General features: G+C 27.0%; 20 protein-coding genes. 7 read left to right on the plus strand and 13 right to left on the minus strand.

Translation table 11 applies throughout. The features are described from left to right. Nucleotides 1-108 precede the first annotated feature (108 nt). Nucleotides 109-1,224 carry a 4-hydroxybutyrate dehydrogenase gene (locus IC219_RS03990; RefSeq protein ID WP_227437276.1) on the minus strand — a complete coding sequence of 372 codons (1,116 nt, stop codon included), beginning with the start codon at nt 1,222-1,224 and terminating at the stop codon, nt 109-111. Between the two features lie 393 nt (nt 1,225-1,617). Here IC219_RS03990 and IC219_RS03995 point away from each other — a divergent pair, with 393 nt between their 5' ends. The 4 genes from IC219_RS03995 to IC219_RS04010 all read left to right on the plus strand — a co-directional run bounded on the left by IC219_RS03995 (nt 1,618) and on the right by IC219_RS04010 (nt 4,847). After that, nucleotides 1,618-2,307 (plus strand): helix-turn-helix domain-containing protein, encoded by a 690-nt coding sequence (locus IC219_RS03995; protein WP_227437278.1) that lies wholly within the window; start codon nt 1,618-1,620, stop codon nt 2,305-2,307. Between the two features lie 36 nt (nt 2,308-2,343). Continuing rightward, entirely contained in the window at nt 2,344-3,042 is a 699-nt protein-coding gene (locus IC219_RS04000) for a transglutaminase-like domain-containing protein (protein WP_227437280.1), read from the plus strand. 203 nt (nt 3,043-3,245) lie between these two features. Continuing rightward, nucleotides 3,246-4,340 carry an AI-2E family transporter gene (locus tag IC219_RS04005; RefSeq protein ID WP_227437282.1) on the plus strand — a complete coding sequence of 365 codons (1,095 nt, stop codon included), beginning with the start codon at nt 3,246-3,248 and terminating at the stop codon, nt 4,338-4,340. A gap of 150 nt (nt 4,341-4,490) precedes the next feature. Then, nucleotides 4,491-4,847, plus strand: coding sequence for a hypothetical protein (locus IC219_RS04010; protein ID WP_227437284.1), 357 nt, complete (start codon nt 4,491-4,493; stop codon nt 4,845-4,847). Between the two features lie 101 nt (nt 4,848-4,948). Here IC219_RS04010 and eam read toward each other — a convergent pair whose 3' ends face one another. From eam to IC219_RS04025, 3 genes are all read right to left on the minus strand, one after another. Continuing rightward, nucleotides 4,949-6,217 (minus strand): glutamate 2,3-aminomutase, encoded by a 1,269-nt coding sequence (gene eam / locus IC219_RS04015; RefSeq protein ID WP_227437286.1) that lies wholly within the window; start codon nt 6,215-6,217, stop codon nt 4,949-4,951. A gap of 371 nt (nt 6,218-6,588) precedes the next feature. Next, complete coding sequence (locus tag IC219_RS04020; RefSeq protein WP_227482756.1) at nt 6,589-6,729, minus strand: hypothetical protein; 141 nt, start codon at nt 6,727-6,729, stop codon at nt 6,589-6,591. Nucleotides 6,730-6,940: 211 nt separating this feature from the next. Then, the gene (locus IC219_RS04025) at nt 6,941-8,482 is read right to left on the minus strand and encodes a hypothetical protein (RefSeq protein WP_227437287.1); all 1,542 of its coding nucleotides are present in this window, start codon (nt 8,480-8,482) and stop codon (nt 6,941-6,943) included. Between the two features lie 273 nt (nt 8,483-8,755). On the opposite strand from IC219_RS04025, the gene IC219_RS04030 reads away from it, so the two are divergent. Then, entirely contained in the window at nt 8,756-9,805 is a 1,050-nt protein-coding gene (locus tag IC219_RS04030; RefSeq protein WP_227437288.1) for a PTS transporter subunit IIC, read from the plus strand. Between the two features lie 50 nt (nt 9,806-9,855). On the opposite strand, the gene IC219_RS04035 is transcribed toward IC219_RS04030, so the two are convergent. After that, nucleotides 9,856-10,890, minus strand: coding sequence for a DUF6398 domain-containing protein (locus tag IC219_RS04035; RefSeq protein ID WP_227437290.1), 1,035 nt, complete (start codon nt 10,888-10,890; stop codon nt 9,856-9,858). A 17-nt stretch (nt 10,891-10,907) separates the two neighbouring features. Next, entirely contained in the window at nt 10,908-11,255 is a 348-nt protein-coding gene (locus IC219_RS04040) for a cupin domain-containing protein (protein ID WP_227437292.1), read from the minus strand. 255 nt (nt 11,256-11,510) lie between these two features. On the opposite strand from IC219_RS04040, the gene IC219_RS04045 reads away from it, so the two are divergent. Continuing rightward, nucleotides 11,511-12,893: a peptide MFS transporter gene (locus tag IC219_RS04045; RefSeq protein ID WP_227830650.1), complete on the plus strand. Its 1,383-nt coding sequence runs from the start codon at nt 11,511-11,513 to the stop codon at nt 12,891-12,893. 85 nt (nt 12,894-12,978) lie between these two features. On the opposite strand, the gene IC219_RS04050 is transcribed toward IC219_RS04045, so the two are convergent. The 5 genes from IC219_RS04050 to IC219_RS04070 all read right to left on the minus strand — a co-directional run bounded on the left by IC219_RS04050 (nt 12,979) and on the right by IC219_RS04070 (nt 19,866). After that, a complete protein-coding gene (locus IC219_RS04050) occupies nt 12,979-14,772 on the minus strand; it encodes an aminopeptidase P family protein (protein WP_227437295.1) in 1,794 nt (597 codons plus the stop codon). A 236-nt stretch (nt 14,773-15,008) separates the two neighbouring features. Further along, nucleotides 15,009-16,400 carry a peptide MFS transporter gene (locus tag IC219_RS04055; RefSeq protein WP_227830651.1) on the minus strand — a complete coding sequence of 464 codons (1,392 nt, stop codon included), beginning with the start codon at nt 16,398-16,400 and terminating at the stop codon, nt 15,009-15,011. A gap of 459 nt (nt 16,401-16,859) precedes the next feature. Further along, on the minus strand, nt 16,860-18,002 hold the full coding sequence (locus IC219_RS04060) for a peptidylprolyl isomerase (RefSeq protein WP_227482760.1): 1,143 nt from the start codon (nt 18,000-18,002) through the stop codon (nt 16,860-16,862). A gap of 110 nt (nt 18,003-18,112) precedes the next feature. Further along, nucleotides 18,113-19,348, minus strand: a complete 1,236-nt coding sequence (locus tag IC219_RS04065) for a hypothetical protein (RefSeq protein ID WP_227830652.1) — start codon at nt 19,346-19,348, stop codon at nt 18,113-18,115. A gap of 83 nt (nt 19,349-19,431) precedes the next feature. Further along, nucleotides 19,432-19,866: a hypothetical protein gene (locus IC219_RS04070; RefSeq protein WP_227830653.1), complete on the minus strand. Its 435-nt coding sequence runs from the start codon at nt 19,864-19,866 to the stop codon at nt 19,432-19,434. 265 nt (nt 19,867-20,131) lie between these two features. Between IC219_RS04070 and IC219_RS04075 the strand changes: the two genes are divergently transcribed. Continuing rightward, nucleotides 20,132-20,509: a PadR family transcriptional regulator gene (locus IC219_RS04075; protein ID WP_227824058.1), complete on the plus strand. Its 378-nt coding sequence runs from the start codon at nt 20,132-20,134 to the stop codon at nt 20,507-20,509. A gap of 59 nt (nt 20,510-20,568) precedes the next feature. Here the strand turns inward: IC219_RS04075 and IC219_RS04080 are convergent, their stop codons facing one another. Further along, the gene (locus IC219_RS04080; RefSeq protein ID WP_227824059.1) at nt 20,569-21,480 is read right to left on the minus strand and encodes a helix-turn-helix domain-containing protein; all 912 of its coding nucleotides are present in this window, start codon (nt 21,478-21,480) and stop codon (nt 20,569-20,571) included. A gap of 78 nt (nt 21,481-21,558) precedes the next feature. Continuing rightward, nucleotides 21,559-21,822: a hypothetical protein gene (locus tag IC219_RS04085; RefSeq protein WP_227824060.1), complete on the minus strand. Its 264-nt coding sequence runs from the start codon at nt 21,820-21,822 to the stop codon at nt 21,559-21,561. Nucleotides 21,823-22,312 lie beyond the last annotated feature (490 nt).

A 22,312-nucleotide genomic window follows, 5' to 3' on the forward strand; every position in this document is an offset into this window, starting at 1 on the left:
TCTTATAAAAATATCAGTCATAAAAAGCGATGATTTAATTAAATCACCGCTTTTCATAAATTTGAGTTATAGCTAAATATAGAACAATTAACTTTTAGATTTGGGGTATCAATATAAAGTTCTGTATATATTTACTATTTCTTCTTTATTAAGTTTAATATAACTTTGATTTAGCAACCTTTGTTGACTATCTAGTACACTGTCTGCAAAACTATTTATCTCATACTCTTTCATTCCATATTCTCTTAAACTTTTTCTTGTAATAATTTTATTAAGTAGTTCTTCCATTTTTTCATATACCTCTGATACTTTACAATTCATTATTTCACTCAAAAGCATATTTATTTTTGCTAATTTACCATCTGGTGATAATCTATTATATGCTTTAAATACTTCTATAAAAAATTGATAATTAGCTTCACCATGAGTAACATGATAAACTCCACTTAATGGGTATGAAAGTGCATGTACTGCTCCTGTACCAGCATTTCCAAAAGCAATACCAGCTAAATCACTTGCAATCAAAAAATCTTCTATAATATCAAATCTATAATCTTTTCCATTTAGTTCAATTTGCTGAAATCCATTTAAAATCATCTCTATAGCTTTGGTACTAAAAATTTCTGTATAAATACTCGCCTTTGGAGATACAAAAGATTCTATAGCATGTATTAAAGCGTCGATTGCACTTGTAGCAAAAAATGAATATGGAAGCTCTAATAATAACTCTGGAATTAAAACTGCATAATCTGGAAATAATTCATCTACAGCTAATCCAAACTTCGTATTCATCTCTGTTATTTCTGCAATTGAAATATTTGACACCTCTGAACCTGCTCCACAAGTTGTAGGAACAGCTATTAATTCTCTTATTTTTTCTAAAGGAACCTTTTTTTGAAATAAATCACTTGATTTCTTTCCATCTTTCAGTACTAACAACTTTGCCATATCAATAACTGCTCCCCCACCAATAGCAATAATTCTTGTACAATTAGTTTTTGAAAAATCATCCAATAATTTATCCATCATTATATCATTAGGTTCACCAGTTCCATACTTACTTTTATATTCTACATGTGCATCCAAACCAAGGCTTTTAAAATATGTATCATATGCACTTTTACTTGTCAATATAAAATCTGATTTACAAATTTTGAATTCTTCTATAAATTCCTTTGAATTTTTAAATTTATGAACTTGTGTTTTTTGCTGAAATAACTTCATGACATCCTCTTTTCTTCAACTTATGACTTGATGTTTTATTTTATATAATCTGTAATATAATTATAAAATTTTTATTTTTTATATGCAAGTTTTACCATAAGTAATTTATATTTTAAAATATCTCAATATAGGTCCAATATTATATAAAATAAAATTAATTCATTATAAAAATAATCTAATTTTAAAATAATTGAACAAAATTAAAATCTAAAGTATAATAAAATAAAAATTTCACTAATCTTACTGAAAAATACTGTACAATTAACCTGTATTTCCTCAATAAGAAAAATGTTTGGAGGTAATTTTATTAATTATATAATTATGTCAAATAATCATATTTCTTCGTTTACAAATTCTATTCAATCAAATAAGCATAAACATTGGATGTTACAATTGTTTATAGGAATTGAAGACAGTTTAAATATAACTATAGATGGCAATGATATAGAAGGTAAATGTATTATTGTAGATAGTAATATAGAACATTGTTTTTCAACAGGAGAAAAAATATGTTTTACTATGTTAATTGAGCCAACATCATCACTTGCATTAAGCTTTAAGTCAAAATATATTGACAAAATTAAAGGTTATGGAATTATAGATATTCATAATAATAAACATACACAAAAAGAATATATTAATTTTTTCAAAAATCATGATGAAAAAAGTTATTTAAATTTTACAAATTCTATGTTCGAATATCTTAATGTTACTCAAGACAATTACACAGTAGTTGATAAAAGAATTCATAAAATAATGCAAAGACTTAATGAGTGTGACTGTCATGACCATTCTATAAAAAAGATTTCTAATATGGTCTTTCTTTCGCCAAGTAGAGTGTCCCATATATTCAAAGAACAAACAGGAATGCCATTAAAAAGTTATATTCTCCTACATAAAATTCAAAAAGCATATTTTTTACTTTTATCTGGTAAATACTCTATAACCGATGCTGCTATGATGTCAGGTTTTGACAGCGCTTCACATCTAGCATATACCAATAAATGTATGACTGGTATGAATATTTCTGGTATATTAAAAAACAGCAAGTTTTTGAAAGTTTCAAATTACTCTAAGATATAAAATATAATTACACTAAATAAAGGAGATTTATATTTTATGAAAAGACATTTATCAGAAAGTACATTATTAGACTTTAATTCAAAAAATGTTCAAGAGCTTATTATCGAAAAAAAATGGAATCAATTAGATAATTTTAATAAAATCAAACAAATTTATAATTTTGTTAGAGATGACATCAAGTTTGGTTTTAATGAAAGTGACAATATATCTGCAAGTAAAATACTAAAAGATGGATATGGACAATGCAATACAAAGACGATACTTGCTATGTCACTTTTAAGAGGCGTTGGCATTCCATGTAGGATTCATGGTTTTACTCTAGATAAAAGAGTTCAATTAGAACTCTTAGGAGTTCTTTACAAGATTACTCCTACAGAAATCATTCACACATGGATAGAAGTATACTATGAAAAACAATGGTATCAATTAGAAGGTCTTATTTTAGATAAAAATTATCTTACAAGTATTCAGCAAAAATACAATGACTGTCAAGGCTTATTTTGGGGATGGGGCATTGCCACTAAAGATTTGCAAAATCCTCAAATATCTTGGAATCTAAATAATACATTTATTCAAAAAGAGGGAATAATTGATGATTTGGGAACCTTTGATACTCCAGATGATTTTTTCAATCAATATAACCAAAAAATAGGATGGTGTAAAAATCTTTTATACAAATATATTGGAAGGCACTATATAAATAGAAATGTACAGAGAATTAGAAACAAATTATAACTGTTTCTATTTGCAATATGCAAATTTGAGAAGATAAAAACACTATTTAGAGAAAACTTGCAAAATATTGTACACCTGTCAAATTTAATATTAATCACACTATATTAATACTACTTTTTATTGTATAATAAGCTATAAATATTAACTTGATTTTAAATTTAAGTAAATATAAACTTAATAAATATAAGAAAGGTTGTGTTGTTTTGCAAGATAAAAAAATTCATTTAAATATTATACTTACTGTAGTTATTTCATATATTTTGATTAAAGTTATTGATAATTACAAATATTTTTTTGGAGTAATAAGTTTACTGATGTCACTACTAACTCCATTTATAATAGCCTTTGTATTAGCATATGTATTTAATCCATTAGTAAAGTTTTTAGAAAATAAACTTAATTTTAAAAGGATATATTCTTTGCTTCTTACTTATGGTGTATTAATAGTTATATTAATATCTTTTATACTATTTACAGTTCCATCCATAGTAAATAGTTTGGCTGATTTGGTAACTCAAGTTCCTATGTATATAGACAAGACAGAACAATTTTTATTTGATTTAGGAAAAAGCTTACAATCAGTAGACCCTAATACATTAAAAGAATATGGTGATAAAATTATGAGCGTAATGCCCAAGTTTAGTAACTTGCTTATTGGTTCACTTGGAGGAATCTTTAGTACTACCTTCTCTGTTGGAAAATTTATAGTACAACTTGTTTTAGGTTTTATAATTTGTTTCTATATATTATTAGAAAAAGAAAGATTCTTAGAATTTACAAAGAAAATTGTTTATATTTCTTTAGGTAAAAAATATGGAGACTTTATAATAGAATTGTGTCAAAGCTTAAATTTAAATATTGGTAAATATTTTACAGGCAAAATTTTAGATTCATTTGTAGTTGGAGTACTTTCTGGAATTGGTCTATACTTTTTAAAGTCTGAATATGCCCTATTGTTTGGTACATTAATGGGTATTATGAATATGGTTCCATATTTTGGCCCAGTAATAGGTATGGCACCAGTTGTAGTAATCAACTTATTCTACAATCCGACAACTGCATTAACTTGTTTAATTTACTTAATAATAATTCAACAAGTAGAAGTTGCATTTATAGAACCAAAAATTGTAGGTGGACAGCTAGGGCTTAGCCCATTCTTTACAATACTAGCAGTTACTGTTGGTGGAGGATTTTTTGGTATACCTGGTATGATTCTATCTGCTCCTGTTATGGGTGTAATAAAAATATACTTTTGTGAATTTGTTAATCGTAGACATGATAAAATACAAATGGAATAAAAATACAATTTAATTACGATTTTGTAATCAAAGGTTACAGCTGTGTAACTGTAATATTATCCTCTTTAATGGTAATATTTAATTATAGAAAACATATAATATTATTAAGAAATGAATCTTATATAATTAATTACGAAAGAGGGTTTTAGTATGAAAAAAGCACTTATATCTTTATTAGTTTTATCTTGTTTATTATTAACTGCACCAGTAAATGAATCTTCTTATGCTGATTCTCAAAAGAATGTTCCTGTAAGTCAAAGTACTAAATTGACTCAAGAGCAAGCCAAAGAACTTTTAGTAAAATATAACAATAAAGTTGATTACATATATCAAGGAAATGCTAGCGATTTTGAAGCATTAAAAGCTAAAAATCTTAATGGATATGTATTTTTACCAGATGCAGATGGTGACATTGGTTATTTTGTAAATGAAAATACTTCTGAGATATATTACTTCCATCCAAGTGGATACCTTGAATTGGTTAATCAACAACAAAATAATAAATAAAATAATTAACTAATATAAAAATGGATGCAAATTGATATAAATTTAGCATCCATTTTATTTTTATTTTAAAGTTGTTTCTTTTTATATATCTAAATATTTTATTAATCCTGTGCTTGCTCTTTTATAAGTTTCTTTATATCTACAGCTGGTTCATCTTCCATTTTTATAACTTTGCCTTCCCATGTTCTAAGCATAACATAATCTGTTCCTTTTGATACAAGGTATTGTGGAAGTAATGGAGTCTTACCACCTCCTTTTGGAGCATTAACTATATATGTTGGTATTGCCATTCCTGATGTATATCCTCTTAGATATTCCATTATTTCAAGACCATCATCTACTGATGTATTAAAATGTTTTGTTCCTTTTACATGTTTGCTTTGGAATATATAGTATGGTTTTACTCTTATTTTAAGTAATTCTTGATTTAAACATCTCATTACAAATTTATCATTATTTATACCATTTAATAACACGGCTTGATTTCCTAATGGTATACCTGCATTTGCTAATTTTTCACAAGCCTCTTTAGATTCTTTAGTTATTTCCATCGGATGATTAAAATGTGTATTTATATATATAGGATGATATTTTTTTAGCATATTACAAAAATCATCTGTAACTCTTTGTGGCATGGTAACAAGAGTTCTAGTTCCTAATCTAACATAATCAACATGTGGTATTTCTTTAAGTTGGCTAAGAATCCATTCCAAATAATCATCTTTTAATGTAAGAGCATCTCCACCAGTTACTAATACATCTCTTATTTCTTCATTTTCTCTAATATAGTCTATAGATTCTTGTATAACAGCTTTCGACTTATGAGAATCTTGTTGACCAATATTTCTTCTTCTTTGGCAATGTCTACAATACATAGCACATTCATTTGTTACATTTATTATTAATCTATCTGGATATCTTCTAGTTATACATCCTGCTGGATTTGTATACTCTTCTCCCATTGGGTCTAAATCATCTTGTTCATCTTCCAATTCTATATGTGTCGGTATAGAAAGTAATTTTATAGGGTCACATATATCATCTGGGTCTATCAAGCTCAAATAATATGGAGATATTGCCCATCTAAATTGAGTACCAACTTCTTTTATATATTCTTTTTCTTTTTTAGTTAGATTGATAATCTTTGATAAAGTATCTACATCTGTGATTCTATTTGATAATTGCCATTTGTAATTATTCCAGTCTTCTTCTGTTCCATTTAATATGCTTAATATGTTTTGTTTTCGTTTATTTATCTCTTCTTCTTTTTCAAGACCTCTGTTAATTGTTTTCCTAGCCTGAATATAATCATCAATTTTTGATTTTAGTTCAGCAGCTCTCTCTAAGGATATTCTAGTTTGTTCATTCATAATTTTTAGCTACCAAAATTAATTAATTTCCATTATTGATAGCATCCTCCTTTCTGATGTGTTTATATCATTCTGATAGGCAAATTTAATTTTGCCATATAGATTTTATAACATATGAAATTGATTTTATTTTTGCATTTTTTCTGTTATTTTATACATTTGTGAATATTTTCCCACTATAGTCAATAAATTACAATTTATTATGCATTTTTTTTAACAAATGATTAATTATTTCTATTTTTAAGAATTATTTTACCATAAAACGATTATATTTTCAAGATGATTAAAGTTAAAATTTTAATAGAAAGTAAAGTATTTCATTAAATAATAAAAGCGGAGGTTTATTATAATAAATTTCTCCGCATTTTTATTTATTTAATTAAATTATACTCAGATAAAATCTTATTAGTAGCTTCATTTCTTTTTATAATCTCATCTTTTCTTTCTTCAATAATTATGATATTATACTTTTTTGCTATCTCTGCTATTTTCTTACATGATAAGTTAGACATAGAATGCGTTGTTGGATTATGATAATCTGGTATGATATATATGCCTTTTATGTTTTCATTTTTACAATAATTTTCACACTAAAAATTTAACACCAGTATGTTTCAATAAAATAGAAAGGATAGTATGATTACTCCCATACTATCCTCTTCTTATAATGATTTGATTTATTAATAAATCATAAATCTAACACTTCTAAATTTTTGTATAAATTTATCTTACATTTATAACATCACTATTTTTAGAATTTTGTCCATTGTAATTTGCCACTACATATATATCTAAATTTAAATCTCCTTCAGGGATACTTATAGTATGTTCATTCCCTTTTATATCACTTTGATACAAAGTAAACTCACCATCTCCATTAGTATTATTTTTTATATATATACTATAGGTACATTCTTTATGAGATACACTGCTCCAGTTAACTCTAATAACATTGTTATCTCTGTCAACATTAGCGGATATATTTTCAACCTTCATGTTTTGTATGTTATCATTATTATCTGAGTTGCCATTACCATTCATGTTAGTAATGTTTATTACATTACTTGGCTTGGTTGTGTCTGAGTCTTTCTTACCTAGAACATAAATATCATAATCTATACTCTGATTATCTTTTACATCAATTTCTATAGTAGCATATACTTTTTGTGATTTTCCTAAATCACTTTCATTTACAGTTATAGATTTAATTTTCTTAAATGATTCTCCTGACAACTTGTCTTTAAGATATATATCATAGTCAAAAACATCTTTCATATAATCCCATTCAAGTTTAATAATAACTTTGTTATTTACTATTTTATGTGAACCTACTAAATTCTGTATATAATCATTAGTTATAGTTTCTTTGACTACTGTTACAGTTATTATTTTAGACTTATCTCCACAAGTTATCCTTACTCTTTCTTTACCTTCTCTAAGACCTACTACACTTCCATCACCGCTTAGACTTATAGCTCTTTCCACAGGTAATTTTGAATCGGCCAACTCATAGTGTATTTTTGGTGGTTCTAAACCTGGTGGAGAAGTTATTATATCTGGTTTTAATTTCTCATTTTGGTCAACTTCTATTTTTACATCATTCATATTTATTTCGGCAACTCTAGCTTGAATTCTAAAGGTTCTCTCTACTTCTTTATTTCCACACTTAGCATATATTGTGGCTTTTCCAACTCCAACTGCACTTACTGTATTTCCTTTAATTTTTAGCACATCATCATTACTACTCTTATAAATAGGTTTATATGACTTTTTAAATTTGTCATAATCAACCTCTATTGTACTTTCTATAGTAGCACTATCACCAACATGTTTTAAATCCCCATTAATCTCCATATCTAGTGATTCTACTTCTGGGTCTACTACCTTTATAGTAGCCTTTTTCAACACTCTTGAATTCTTCATAATACCCACAGAAGAATACCCAACCTTTAATGCTGTCATCTTATTTCCATCTATTTTTAAAGTCCCTGAATTATCCAACACATTAAACCAAATATTTGGGTCTTTAGCATATGAAGGAACCTTGATATATTCGCCAGTAGACAAAGTAACTGTTTCATTTAGTTTTACTACATATTTATCTAAATCTTTAACATATTCCCCATCTACAATTTCGATTTCCACTCCCTTTACCATTGGTCTAAGTATTCCAAATTTAAAAAGGTAGTACTGCGCAACAAGCAATATAGGAATAGATATAATTATGGCAATTTTTCTGTATTTCTTATTTTCTACAAATCTCATCTATCCACTTCCTTTAGCCTAATATATAATCATTTGTTTTGTAAGCAATCTACCTAAGTTAAATATTGGGATAAACTGGAAAAGTATTATATTTCAGAATATCCCTATACTAATTATAAACCATAAATTTAAAATTTAAAACTAAAATTAGTGTTAATTTCTTACTATTACAGTAGTCTAATTTTAGTGAAATAACATTTGTCTTGTCAGCTGAAAAGTTATATAATTAATTAAAAAGAAATTATATTTGTATTATATGAGGAGGATTTTAAATTGGAAATCAATTGCAAAAAAAGAAATTTTAAATCGTTTGCTAAGAGCAAAAACATTGAAATTTCTGTTCAAAGGTATCTTATTGATGCATTAAGTTATATGGCACTAGGCCTTTTTTCTTCCCTTTTAATTGGAACAATTTTTAACACATTAGGAGACAACTTCAATATTTCTCTTTTTACTGAAGTTATAAGCCCACTTGCTAAGCAAGTTACAGGCCCAGCTATAGCAGTGGCTATTGCGTATGGACTTCAAGCGCCTCCACTTGTGCTATTTTCTTGTGCACTTGTTGGAGCTTGTGGTAATGAACTAGGAGGACCTGTGGGTGCATTTGTCGCTACACTTTTTGCAGTAGAAATTGGAAAATTAGTTTCAAAGGAAACAAAGGTAGACATATTAGTTACACCTGCTGTAACAATACTAATAGGAGTACTTGTGGCAGAACTTATTGGACCAGCAGTTTCTGCATTTATGACTTCATTTGGAAACATAATAATGCAAGCAACCACTATGCAACCTATAATAATGGGAGCTCTTGTCTCTGCACTTGTTGGAATAGCTCTTACACTACCCATAAGTAGTGCAGCTATTTGTATGATGTTAAGTTTGGGAGGGCTTGCTGGTGGAGCAGCAACTGTTGGTTGTTGTTGCCAAATGATAGGTTTTGCTGTTATGAGTTTTAGAGAAAATGGAGTAGGAGGTCTTGTAGCTCAAGGACTTGGTACATCCATGCTCCAAGTTCCCAATATAATAAAAAACTGGAAAATTTGGATACCACCTACAATAGCTTCAATAATACTTGGCCCATTATCTACAACAATATTTAAAATGGAAAATATACCTATTGGCTCTGGTATGGGAACTTGTGGATTAGTTGGACAATTTGGAACAGTAACTGCCATGCAAAGTGCTGGAAAAGGTGGAATAACTATGTGGATTGGTATACTTTTACTTAACTTTGTACTTCCTGCTATTGTAACTCTAATAATATCAGAATTTATGAGAAAAAAAGGTATGATAAAACCAGGAGATTTAAAATTAGATGTATAAATAAAAAAACTACTCCTTACTTTTTTATAAGTAATAAGGAGTAGTTTTTTTTATGAAAATTCCAACATTTTTTTCAGTAACCAATCCATAGAACCTTTAACTTCATTCCAAAGTACTATATTTTCATCATAGTAATAGACAGCTTCTCCCTTTTCTTCCGCTGTAACAAACTCTCTACCAAAGGCATTTCGCCAATCTATTAAATATAATCCAATATATTTATTTTTATTTTTAGCACTTTTAATAGCATCACTTGCTAAAAACATATTTTTATTTTTAAAATAATAAAGAGCTTTGCTATACATCCATGTAGCAGACTTTTCTTCTTTATACATTTCAAATAAATTATTTATTGCTATTCTATCATTTAACCTAATTAATACATTGAGTAATTTATACCTTATTCCTTGCTCATCATCAGGATTGATTTCTATTAAATACTCTAATACCTTTCTAGCTTCCTTTAAATTATCAATACTCTCTAACTTCCTAGCAAGAGACTCAAGTGCTACCATATAAGCTCTAGTAGATACACCTTTCCAAAATCCAAGTTGTCTATCTTCCTTAGTAATCATGCTTTTTCCAATGTTTACAGCTTCTTCCATATACCTAATTGACTCAATATGATTTTTAGCTTCTTGTGATAGTTTAATATATCTTTTATAAAGTATTTTTTTCTTTTCTAACTCTAAATCTATGGCTTTGGATTTAGAGTTACTCTCTCTTACCCAAAACTCAATATTAGAGATAGCAATAGTATCTTGATTTAAGAAATCAATATTACAAACGTCTTTTATCAATGATGATTTATTGTTTATAGTGTTTAAAGAAACACCTATTTTTTTTGAAAATTCCTTTTTGGTTATATGTAATGGATGCTTCTTATTATATAAGAGATTTTGCTCCAAAACTATGTTTAGTATAGCTGAAGACCATATATCAGCTCTAGAAGAATGAATTATCTCTTTATTATTATCTAAAATGTCTTGCAAGATTTTAAAACTTATATCTTTATATTCTTGATTTAGATTGGAGTTGCAAAATCTATTTATCTTGTCTTTAATTTCTTCTATCTTGCTTGTCATGACTCCTCCTCCATATTTTACACATATAAGACTACTGCTACAAATTCAAGTTCTTCTTCTCCTATATTCTCTATAGAATGTTCTTCACCATCAGCAGTGTATATTACATCACCCTCATTTACTTCTACAAATTCCCCATTATCAAAAACTTTACCTTTTCCCTTTAATATATAATATACCTCAAAATCAGTTGTATGGTCATGCACACCAATTGAACTTCCTACTGGTAAAGTTATTCTTTTAAATAATCTTCCTTTTCCTTTAAGCTCATCAATTTGTAATATATTTTCAAGCTTAACTTTTCCAACCCCACCAGTTAAATTTTCTTTTACTTCTACTTGTAATTCAGATTTCTTTCTTATCATAGCTCATCCCACCTGCCAAACAATCAATCTAACTACTAAATTGGCATATCCTTTCCATAATATGTTGTATTTTAATATAATAATAACATATATTCTTGTAAAAAAATATTACTGAATCTATAAAATAATACTATTTTTATAGATTATTAACACTTTGTTTTCTTATGCCATAAGTTGACGTCTTTATAAAAAAAACATATACTCATATAGTGTGGAAAAATTTTGTTAAATTATTGGTCTGGAGGTTCTCAACATATGTCAATTTTAAAAACTCAAGAAAAGCTTAAACAGCCTAAGGATTTATATTTTTGTTGTTCAATATTTACATTTGTAGGACTTGCATACTATGGTATGAAATTAGTGCTATTGTTATTTCTAGCTGAGCAAGTATCTAAAGGTGGTTTGGGATTAACACCAGCAGAATCTGCATCAATGCTTGCATCTTTTTTAGCATGGACTTATTTTTCTCCAGTTATTGGTGGATGGGTTAGTGATAGATTTTTAGGTCCGAAAAATTGTATTATGCTTGGAATGATAATGGTTTCAATTGGCTACTTTTTAGGATATCTGGCAAATAGCAAAATGGATGTAAACATCATGATATTCTTGTCTGGATTAGGAATAGGTTTTTATAAGGGAAACTTGCATACCTTAGTTGGAAACTTATATACTAATGATGACCCAAGAAAGGATGGCGCTTTTTCTATTACATATATGGCTACTAATCTGGGAACATTATTTGGTCCTTTAATCTGTGGTTTGGTCGCTAATGAATGGTTCGCTATGAAAAATGGTACTTCTATAAATATGTATGGTTACAGATATGTATTTTTATTTGCTTCAATTACTGTTTTAATAGGCTTATTATTCTTTATATTTGGTCACAAAAGATTTTATAAATCTTCAAGTAATGAATTTAGTAGTCAAAAAGAAACTATAAAGAAATCATTAGAATATAAAAAATTACTTGCTTCAAAACCATTAACTACAGTTGAGAAAAAAAGAATAATAGTAATATTAATATTAGCTTTTTTTACAGTATTTTTTTGGATAGCATATAATCAAGCTTCTATGTCTATAGCTTTGTATACAAAAGAACACATAAATCTGACTGTTGGTAATTTTCAAATACCAACCTCATGGATAGATTCATATAATGGTCTTCTATGTGTCATCCTTGGCCCTATATCTGCTCTAGTCTGGGTAAAATTATCTCAGACTAAAAAAGGCGATTTAAGTGTACCTTCAAAAATGAGTCTAGGGTTTATACTATTAGCTATAGCATTTTTATTCATGATAGTCGCAGTTATACAAACAGGAACTAACCCTAATTCAATTCAGAAAGCAAGTGTATTTTGGGTAATTGGATTTTTAACATTCCAAAGTATAGGAGAGATTTGTTTTTCTCCAGTTGGATATGGTATGGTAAATAAACTTTCACCAGAAAAATATATTTCATTCTTAATGGGTGTTTGGTTCTTAGGTAAATTTGCAGCAAATAAATTATCTGGTTATACACAGGCTATTATAGACCACCTTGGTATGTTACAAGTATTTATAGTAATCCCTTCATTTTTATTGCTATTTGGAATTATATTACTTATAATGAATAAAAAACTTGTAGAATTATCAAAGTAAAAACTATGTTTAAGTTTAATAGATAATATATCAAAAATCGAGGCATTAAAATGCCTCGATTTATTTATAGTATTCAATTACAAAACTATATAGCTCTAGTATAAACTTTTAACCATTCTCTTTCTTCACCAGTTAGGAAAGGAGATATCTTATCATAAACTAATTTATGATACCAGTTTAAATAATCTTTTTCATCTTGATTCATTAATTCTGGAACTATACCATCTAAATCAATAGGAGCTAATGTAACAACTTCAAATTCCATAAATTGACCATAAAAATTCTTTTCAGCTTTTCTAACTACTATTTCATTTTCTGTTCTTATACCATGAGAACCTTCTATATATATACCTGGTTCATTAGTAGTTACCATTCCTTCTTCAAGAACTGCACTATCAAATCTTTCAGGAACTACTCTCCATCTAAATCCATTTGGAGCTTCATGAACATTTAATACAAATCCTATACCATGTCCAGTTCCACATTGATAATCTATTCCCATATTCCACATACAACTTCTAGATAATATATCTAGGTTGTATCCTCTACAACCATGTAAGAATTTAACCTTAGAAAGATTTATCATACCTCTTGCTACAGAAGTGAAATGTAATTTTAATTCATCACTTATAGGTCCTAATACTGTAGTTCTAGTTATATCAGTAGTTCCATCATAATATTGTCCACCTGAATCTACTAAGAATAAACCTTCAGCTTCCAACTTATAGTTTGATTCTGGAGTTGCACTATAGTGCATCATAGCAGCATGCTCTTTATATGCAGCAATTGTATTGAAACTTGGTTCAAAGAATCCTTCTTGTTCTCTTCTTAGTCCCTCTAATTTTTCAGTAGCACTTATTTCAGTTATTTCTATCTTACCTACATTATTCTTTAACCAGTACATAAATTTAGTGAAAGCTACACCATCTTTAACATGTGAATTTCTTATGTTCTCTAATTCTACCTCATTTTTTTGGGCCTTAAAGAACATTACTGGATTAAACTCATCAACTTTTTCAACTCCACAAGGTATATTATTGTAAATTGCATAGTTAATCTTAGTTCCATCAACTAAAACTTTTTCATCTTTATCTATATGTTTTACAAAATCATATACATCATTATATGGTTTTATTTTTACATTTTCTTTAGCCAATTCATTTAATATCTCTTCATTTAATTTACTTTCATCAACAAATAAATAAACTTCTTTTAAAGTTATCACTGCATAAGAAAGTACAACTGGATTGTATTTAACATCTCCACCTCTTATATTAAATAACCATGCTATGTCATCAAGAGTTGTTATTACATGAGTAGAAGTACCTTTTTCACTCATTTTTTCTCTCAATCTAGCTAACTTTGAACTAAAACTTTCTCCACAGTATTTAACATCTAATAAAAATGCTTTACTATCTGATAAAGCTGGTCTATCTGACCATATGCTATCTATTAAATCATATTGGTATTCTACTTTTATACCTTTTTTAGATAATTTTTCAGCTAATGTAGCTCCTTCTTTAGCACATATAACTTTACCATCAAAACCTAAAGTTCCACCTTCTGGAATATTTGTATATAAATATTCATCAGTAGTTGGGCAACCTTCTTGTCCCATTTTAAATAATTTTATTGTACTTCCTTCCAATTGAGATTCTGCTTGTATAAAGTATCTTCCATCTGTCCATAATCCAGCTTCATCTTTAGTCACAATAACTGTTCCAGCTGAACCATTGAATCCTGATATAAATTCTCTTGATTTGAAGTAATCTCCTACATATTCACTTTGATGATTGTCAGAAGACGGAATCATATAAGCATCAATATTTTTTTCTTCCATAAGTCTTCTTAATTCATTTACTCTGTCTTTTATATTCACAACAAGACCTCCTCAAAATAATAGTTTGAATAACTAAATATATAAGTATGTAAAGTTTATTACATAAATTTTCCTTTTATATAATTTATATAAATCTTATACACTCTAATTATCACAATTATAATTTTAATTACAATATCTATCTATGTAAAGCTTTTTTTCATAATTAAAGAGGAAATTACGTTTGATTTTATATTCAAATGTAATTTCCTTTATTTTCACTAATTAAGTATGGATTATTTTGTTTCTGTTAACAAATCCATTGCCATTAATTTTGTCAATATATTTCTTAATCCAAGTAATATTAAACCAAAGATTATTAAGACTCCTGCTATTCCTCCAAAGATTTGCAAAAAACCTAATGTAGCTGTAAATCCAGCAATTTTTCCTGATAACAAACTAGCAAAAAAACTTGTCAGATACCATGCACCCATAGATAATGTAGCGTATTTAGCTGGAGCTAATTTATTAAACATCGCAAGACCTATAGGAGACAAAAATAACTCCCCTACAGTTGTAAATATATAGGTTACTACTATAAAAAGTATGCTAGCCTTTATTGTGCCATCTGAACCATTGGCTAATGTGGCCAATACCATAACTATAAAACCAAGACCCATTATTATCATTCCTAACCCCATTTTAACTGGAATAGAAAAGTCGCCTCTTTTAGTGTTAGATAATTTAACCCACAAAGCAGCTAATACAGGGCATAACGCTACACATAATATAGCATTTAATGATGTAAGCCATGCCACTGGCATTTCAAATCCAAATAGAGTTCTATTTACATTGTCTCTTACATAAATCATAAATGAACTTTGTGTTTGATAGTATGCTGTCCAAAATAAAACTACAAATAAGAATAATACAACCATTGCTATGATTCTATTTTTCTCTAATTTAGTAAGTGGTCCATACTCAATTTTTTCACCTTTATTTCCCTTAGTAACTGGATGTTTTCCAACTTCTTTTAGTAGCTTTGGCGCAAGAAGTGTAAATATAATCATACCAAGCATCATACCTATACCACAAACTAAGAATGCCATCTTATATCCATAAGACACTATATCTCCGTTTACTCCTCTTACTGCAAATACATTATCAGAAAGCAGTCCACATATGATTGGAGCTATGAATGCACCTACATTTACTGCCATATAGAATAAACTATATGCTGCGTCTTTTCTTGATACCTCGGTTTTAGGATATATATCACCAACTATATTGGAGCAACTTGATTTAAAAAAACCATTTCCTAAAATGATTATTGATAGACCTACCCAAACCATATTAATAGATGTAGATGATGCAAACAAAACAAAGTCACCTATTGCTATTAAAAGTGCACCTACAGATATACATTTTTGTTGACCTAAAACTTTATCTGCCAACCAGCCACCAATTAATGGTGTAAGATATATAAGACCTGTAAACAAACCAAACATTGAAGTTGCTTCTTGAGTAGAAAGTCCTAGACCACCTTGAGTTACACTCGCTGTAAAAAATAATACCAACAAAGCTGTTAATCCATAATAACTAAATCTTTCCCATAAAATTGTCATACAAACAAGCCAAAAACTCTTCGGATGACTAGCTTTTTTAGATACGCTTTCAGTATTTGACATAAAAAAACGCCCCCTTATTATTTTTATAGTTAAATTCAGTACTAAGATTAGCTTAATCATTTTAACACATACTTATAATAGCATCTTTTTTTATATTACTCAATAGATTATTGTTAATATTTTCATTTTTTTATTATTATTTTTAAAATTATGAAAAATATTCTTTTTTAAGTATTTTTAAAGAATAACTTTAGTATATATATTTGAATAGTATTTTTTTAGCTTTTAAATTTTTTTATTTATTTTTTTTATATTTTATATAGATTTTCAATAAAATAATTTAAATTCAAAATACGTTTTCATTGTTAATTTATGCATGTTATTTTTTTATAATTTCATTTTTAGGCGAATTAATTTTATGATAAAATAATAAAAGCTGTTTAAGTTCTCTATTTAAGAACAAAAACAGCTTTTAGATATATAGATTAATATTTTCTTCTTTTAATAAATTGATTTAATCTATTGCTTTGCTTTCATTTGATATTTATCTGTAATTTTTACATTGTATTTTTCCTTTAAATCATTTATAAGTAAGTTTTGCTTTTCTGATGTTAAAGTACTTACTAAATCTGATTTTACTTCTTCAAATGGTTGATATTTTTCATCTGTTTTCTTAATTATATGGTATCCATAATCACTTTCTACAAGCTTACTAGATATTTCTCCTTTTTTCAAAGCAAATGCAGCTTTTTCAAAAGATTCTACCATTTGACCTTTTCCAAAAAATCCTAAATCTCCACCTGATTCTGCACTACTATCTTCAGAATACTTTTTAGCTAGAGTAGCAAAATCTTCTCCAGCTTCAGCTTTTTTAAGTATTTCTTCTGCTTGTTTTTTAAGTTCAGCTTTTTTACTATCACTGACTTGTTTACCTTTATCATCAACAGTTTTTATTAAAATATGTGAAGCTCTAACTTGTAAATAATTGCTCTTGTTTTTGTCATAATAACTTTGTGCATCTTTATCTGTTACTTTTGATGCTTCATTTAAGTATTTTGATGCTATTAGTTCTTTTTTCATATCGTCTTTTATATATTTCTCAGTCAAGTCAAATTGCTTTAGAAACTCTTCTTTTGTCATTCCCATTGCAGATTCTATGCTAGACATTAGATTATCATATTGAGAATTTAATTCGTCATTAGTTATGCTTATCTTTTCTTTTGCTGCTTCTGAAGATAATATATCTGATGTAATCATAGTCTCAATCATATTTGATTCATATGAACGTATTTCATCATCACTCATAGTATTTTTTGCATTTAAATAAAATAATGGCTCCATTCTTTTTCTTAACATTTCCCCTGTAATTTTTTTATCCCCAATAGTAGCTACTACTTCATTACTATTATAACGCTTTGAAGTGGCTGGTAATTTTCTTCCAGCTTCTTTTCCAGAGACATAGCCTCCACCCAAACAAATTGCCCCTACTGCAACAATTGCTACAATTGCTTTAAGCTTTTTACTACTTAATTTTATTTCTCTTTTTTTGATTTTGTTATCAGTATTTTTTTCACCTGACACATCATCTTGTTTAGAACTTACATTTTCTGAATTTTTAATTTCATTCAATGTATTATCTTTTGAATTTTTTTCTTCAGACATTAATATCCTCCTTAAATTTAATTGTACAATACTTCACTTTTATTATTTTACATTAAAATAATATTAAATGTGTGAATCATAAATGAAACTCTCATGAATTTAAAATGAAATTAAATATTTCTTAAACTATATCTTATGAAATTTCTTCCTATTTTTGTATCTCCATACTTTAACATTTGTATAACTTCATTTTTTTCTTTTTGCAAATAAATAGAACATTCTTCTAAAGACTTAAATATCTCTAATACTTCGCCTTTTTTATTTACTAATTCAATCTTTTTCTTTCCACCTCTTTTGATTATAGACTTATATTTTTTAAAATATTCATCATATTCCTCATCAATACACTCAAACTTATAATTCATTTTTATTGTTTCAATCTTATCATTAGTTAAAATTTCATTTCTCTTTTTATCAGAAAGTCTTGTACTAAATATTTTGTCATTAAGAATATTAAATATCTCAGATGGAGATTTACTATTTTCTAGATAGCTCCACTCATTTTTACAGTATTCTTCTACATTTAACACTTTACTTAAATAATTTATAGCTTCTCCAAAGTAATCCATATATCCATATTTTAAATTTTCTCTTATGTAGCCAAGTGGTACCTTAAGATTTTTGCTACATTGAATATGAGTATTAAAAGTCTTTTCTTCTTTAGTATATAAGTTTATTGCTTTTATACTTCTTCCTCGTTTTATTTTTATTTCTTTTATGTAATTTAAATCTTCTTCTGTTAAATATTCATTTATACCAATTACTTGTTTTTCTTCAACTTCAGTAGTGTTTGTTACTAGAGTATTATTTTCACTTCGCTCAATTTCTTCAAATTTTTTAGAATCTGTTTTTTTACTTTCAAGTGGTATTTCTTCTTCATTTAAGTTGATAGATTCATCAGTAATAAATACTTCTTTTTTATCTAATTCTATAGTATTTTTATTAATTAGTGTTTCTTCACTATTTATACTTTTTTCTGTTATTTCTATATCATCAATTATTATTTCTACTTTATTTAAAGTTGTATCATCATTATTAACTATTAATTCTTCTTTATCATTGTTGATTATCAATTCTTCTTCATATAAGACTTTATTTTTTTTATCACATACCACTTCTTCTTTGCGTAACACTTTATCTTCTTTATTAGACAAATATTCTTCTTGGTTTAAAGACTCATTTTCTTCACTTACAACTTCCTCTTTACAGCATAATACCTTTTTTTCTTTATCAATTAAATTTTCTTCATACAAAATTTTTTCATTTTTTAATATTATTTCACCTTCTTCTTTTGCTGCCTCAACTTTTTGTTTCTTTTTCATAATACCAAACCACTTTTTTAACACTCAATGTTCCTCCTAATACTTTATCTACTCTTTATATTGCCATACAAAATATTACTTTGTCAAAACTCTTATTTGGTATATAACTACTTAATACTATTTTCTTGATATTTTTTTGTTAAATCAGTTTTCCAAATAATATAATCTATAGCTATTCCAAGTGTAAGCATTATTCTTCTTATTGATAGATCTTCTATATCAAAATCCTCATCAATAACTTTTCCATAATCAACTTTTGGCATAATAGCTTCCATAATTTTGTTTAAAACTATATCTTTTGCTAAATCACACTCTTTAGAAAAATGTTCTTCATTATCACATAATGACTGTGCTAAAATAACTAGTAATTTTCCTATAGTTAAAAAACCATGTTTTAGACTAAAATTTTCATTATTATTAATTTCATCATAAAGCTTATTTATAAAATTATCTACTATATTGGTAACTATATTGTTATCTTCTTCATTTATCCTTTTTATTTGTTCTAAAATAGTTTCTTCTTGTATATTGGTATTACACATGTTTATTCACCATTCCTTTATTTGAAATTTTATTTATAGCTTAAAAACTAAATATCTTCTAACTTATTAATTGTTGTTTGCGACTGTTGGATGTTATATAATAATAATCAAGTACGTGTAAAAACTATACAAAAAATATAAGTTAAAATTCATAGTGTATATTCAATTATATTATTCAAATACATAATGTAAATTATTTATCATGTAAATTATTTATTAAAACTGTATCAGAATTTGTAAAATAATATTTAAAAGGAGAAAATATATGAAATATTCAACAATGGGTATGAAAGCGGTAAATACAAAAGAAAATGATAATAAATTTTCTAGTAGTATATTTTTAGAGCTGTACACGTTAAATTTGATGATAAAAAAAGACGATTGTGTTTATGGAAAGGAAGTTACAGATTATATAGGTAGTTTTAATTTATCTTGGAAACCTAGTAATGGAACTATGTATCCAATAATAGAAAAAATGCTCACAAAAGGTCTTATTGAGGTTGCAGCAAAAAAAGAACGTAAAAAGCTCTATAAAATAACTGAAAAAGGTAGAACCTATTACAATGAAAGGTCTGCAGACTTTAAACAGATGCTAATAGAATCAGCAAATTTTTATAATACTATTGCGAACGAATTAGAATAATACTCAAGAAGACCACTCTTTATATTAGAGTGGTCTAAATCTTATAAGAGTAATAATTCTTACTCCTTTAAATAATTAATCAATCTTACAGCTTTTCTCAATTTAGATTTTGCACAGGCTCTTTTTTTATTTATTGTCCCTCTACAAAGACCAAATAGCTCTGCTATTTCTGAATCAGTATTATCTTTCATATACCACATTACTAATATTCGTCTTTCAAATGTTGTAAGATCCTTAAAAATATTAGAACACGTAATTCCATTAATCCAATTATTATTTAAAAATTCATCATCGTATATATTTATAGCTACATCTTTTTCAATTATCGCAATTGACAATTGCAACTTATAAAAAAGCTCGACATAATCGAGCACTTCGTCTATTTCTTTTTGTGCATTTTTATCACAAATTGTTTCTTCTATAGGTAATTGTTGGTCAGAATCATATATCTTACATATTTTTTTCTGATAATATAGACCTCTTGCTATTGGGTCTTTAGATAGTTTTTCTAAATGTCTAAAGACATAATAATGAAAATTTCTTTTGACATGATTGTGAAAAGACGGCTTTGTATCTTTATATTTATGACACATAGATAAAAAAATAGCGCTTATCTCCTGTTGTATGTCTTCTTTGTCATTATTTGAAAATATACCAACTATTTTTGCAACTGTCTTATCTGCTACCCTTTGACCATGACCATTCACAAAATATGAATTTAATTTTAGTCGTTCATTTTCTTCCTCTACAAATAATTTAATAAAACTTCTTATTGAGTAATCTTCTATAGAATATTGTCCATACACTATTAAAGAGACATACTTATTTAACATTGTTCTAAATGAATTAATTAATTCTTGTGCGGCATCTCTTGAACCAGCTTGTAACTCATATACCAAATCATGTATTCTTTGATATTCACTCATTCCATACTTTTGCATATTATTTTTATAAGTTATTTTTTTCTCCATATTATATACCTTCTTAGCATTATATTATCATTTCTTATCCATTAAGATTATAAAACTATACATTTATACAAGAAAAATTTACTCAAGTAAATATCTTCTTTCATTAAGTAAACCAGGAACTGATTTATCAGCCATTTTATCTATGTACTCAAAGCATTTTGGATGTATATGCCATTTAAATTCTTTTTTTCTTTTATATTTATCTATTGAAAATTGTTCTGGCATTATTGGCTTATTACATATTTGACATATCATTACCTCTCCTTTTCCTGGTGGCTTTGGAACTCTACCGCCTGTAGTGTAATGCTTTGCTTCTATATTTTTATCAATAGTAAAATTCATATTTCTCCCCCCATAAGCTTGATAAAATCATATATAAATTTCAGTAATATCTTTATGTACATTCTCTTTTGATTTTAATATCATATTTTTGACATCATAGTTCAATTTTAATTCTATTTTTTTAGTTTCACAGTCTCTTATCAAGTCCGTTAACACATAACTTTTTATAACAATTGTTTTTGTAATTGAATTGTAAAGCTTTATATTAAACAACAAGTTTTTATTTTGTAAATCAAATTTCAAAAAATAATATTTTAAGTCATCTTTATTTATATTACATATCACCACATTATTAGCAAATAGTTTTAACTCATCAATAATTTTAAAAATAAGATTTACTATTTTAGTTACTGTTTTAATTTCACTTTTATTTTTGTATAATAAATGTATAGTTTTCACCTCCTAATCTTTAATGTCGCTCTATCTATCATTATTAATGATAAATCTAAGCATAAAAGTATATAGGTCAATTGTCACAATTGACAATTTA

It is taken from the genome of Clostridioides sp. ES-W-0018-02 (assembly GCF_020658175.1).
GTDB lineage: Bacteria > Bacillota > Clostridia > Peptostreptococcales > Peptostreptococcaceae > Clostridioides.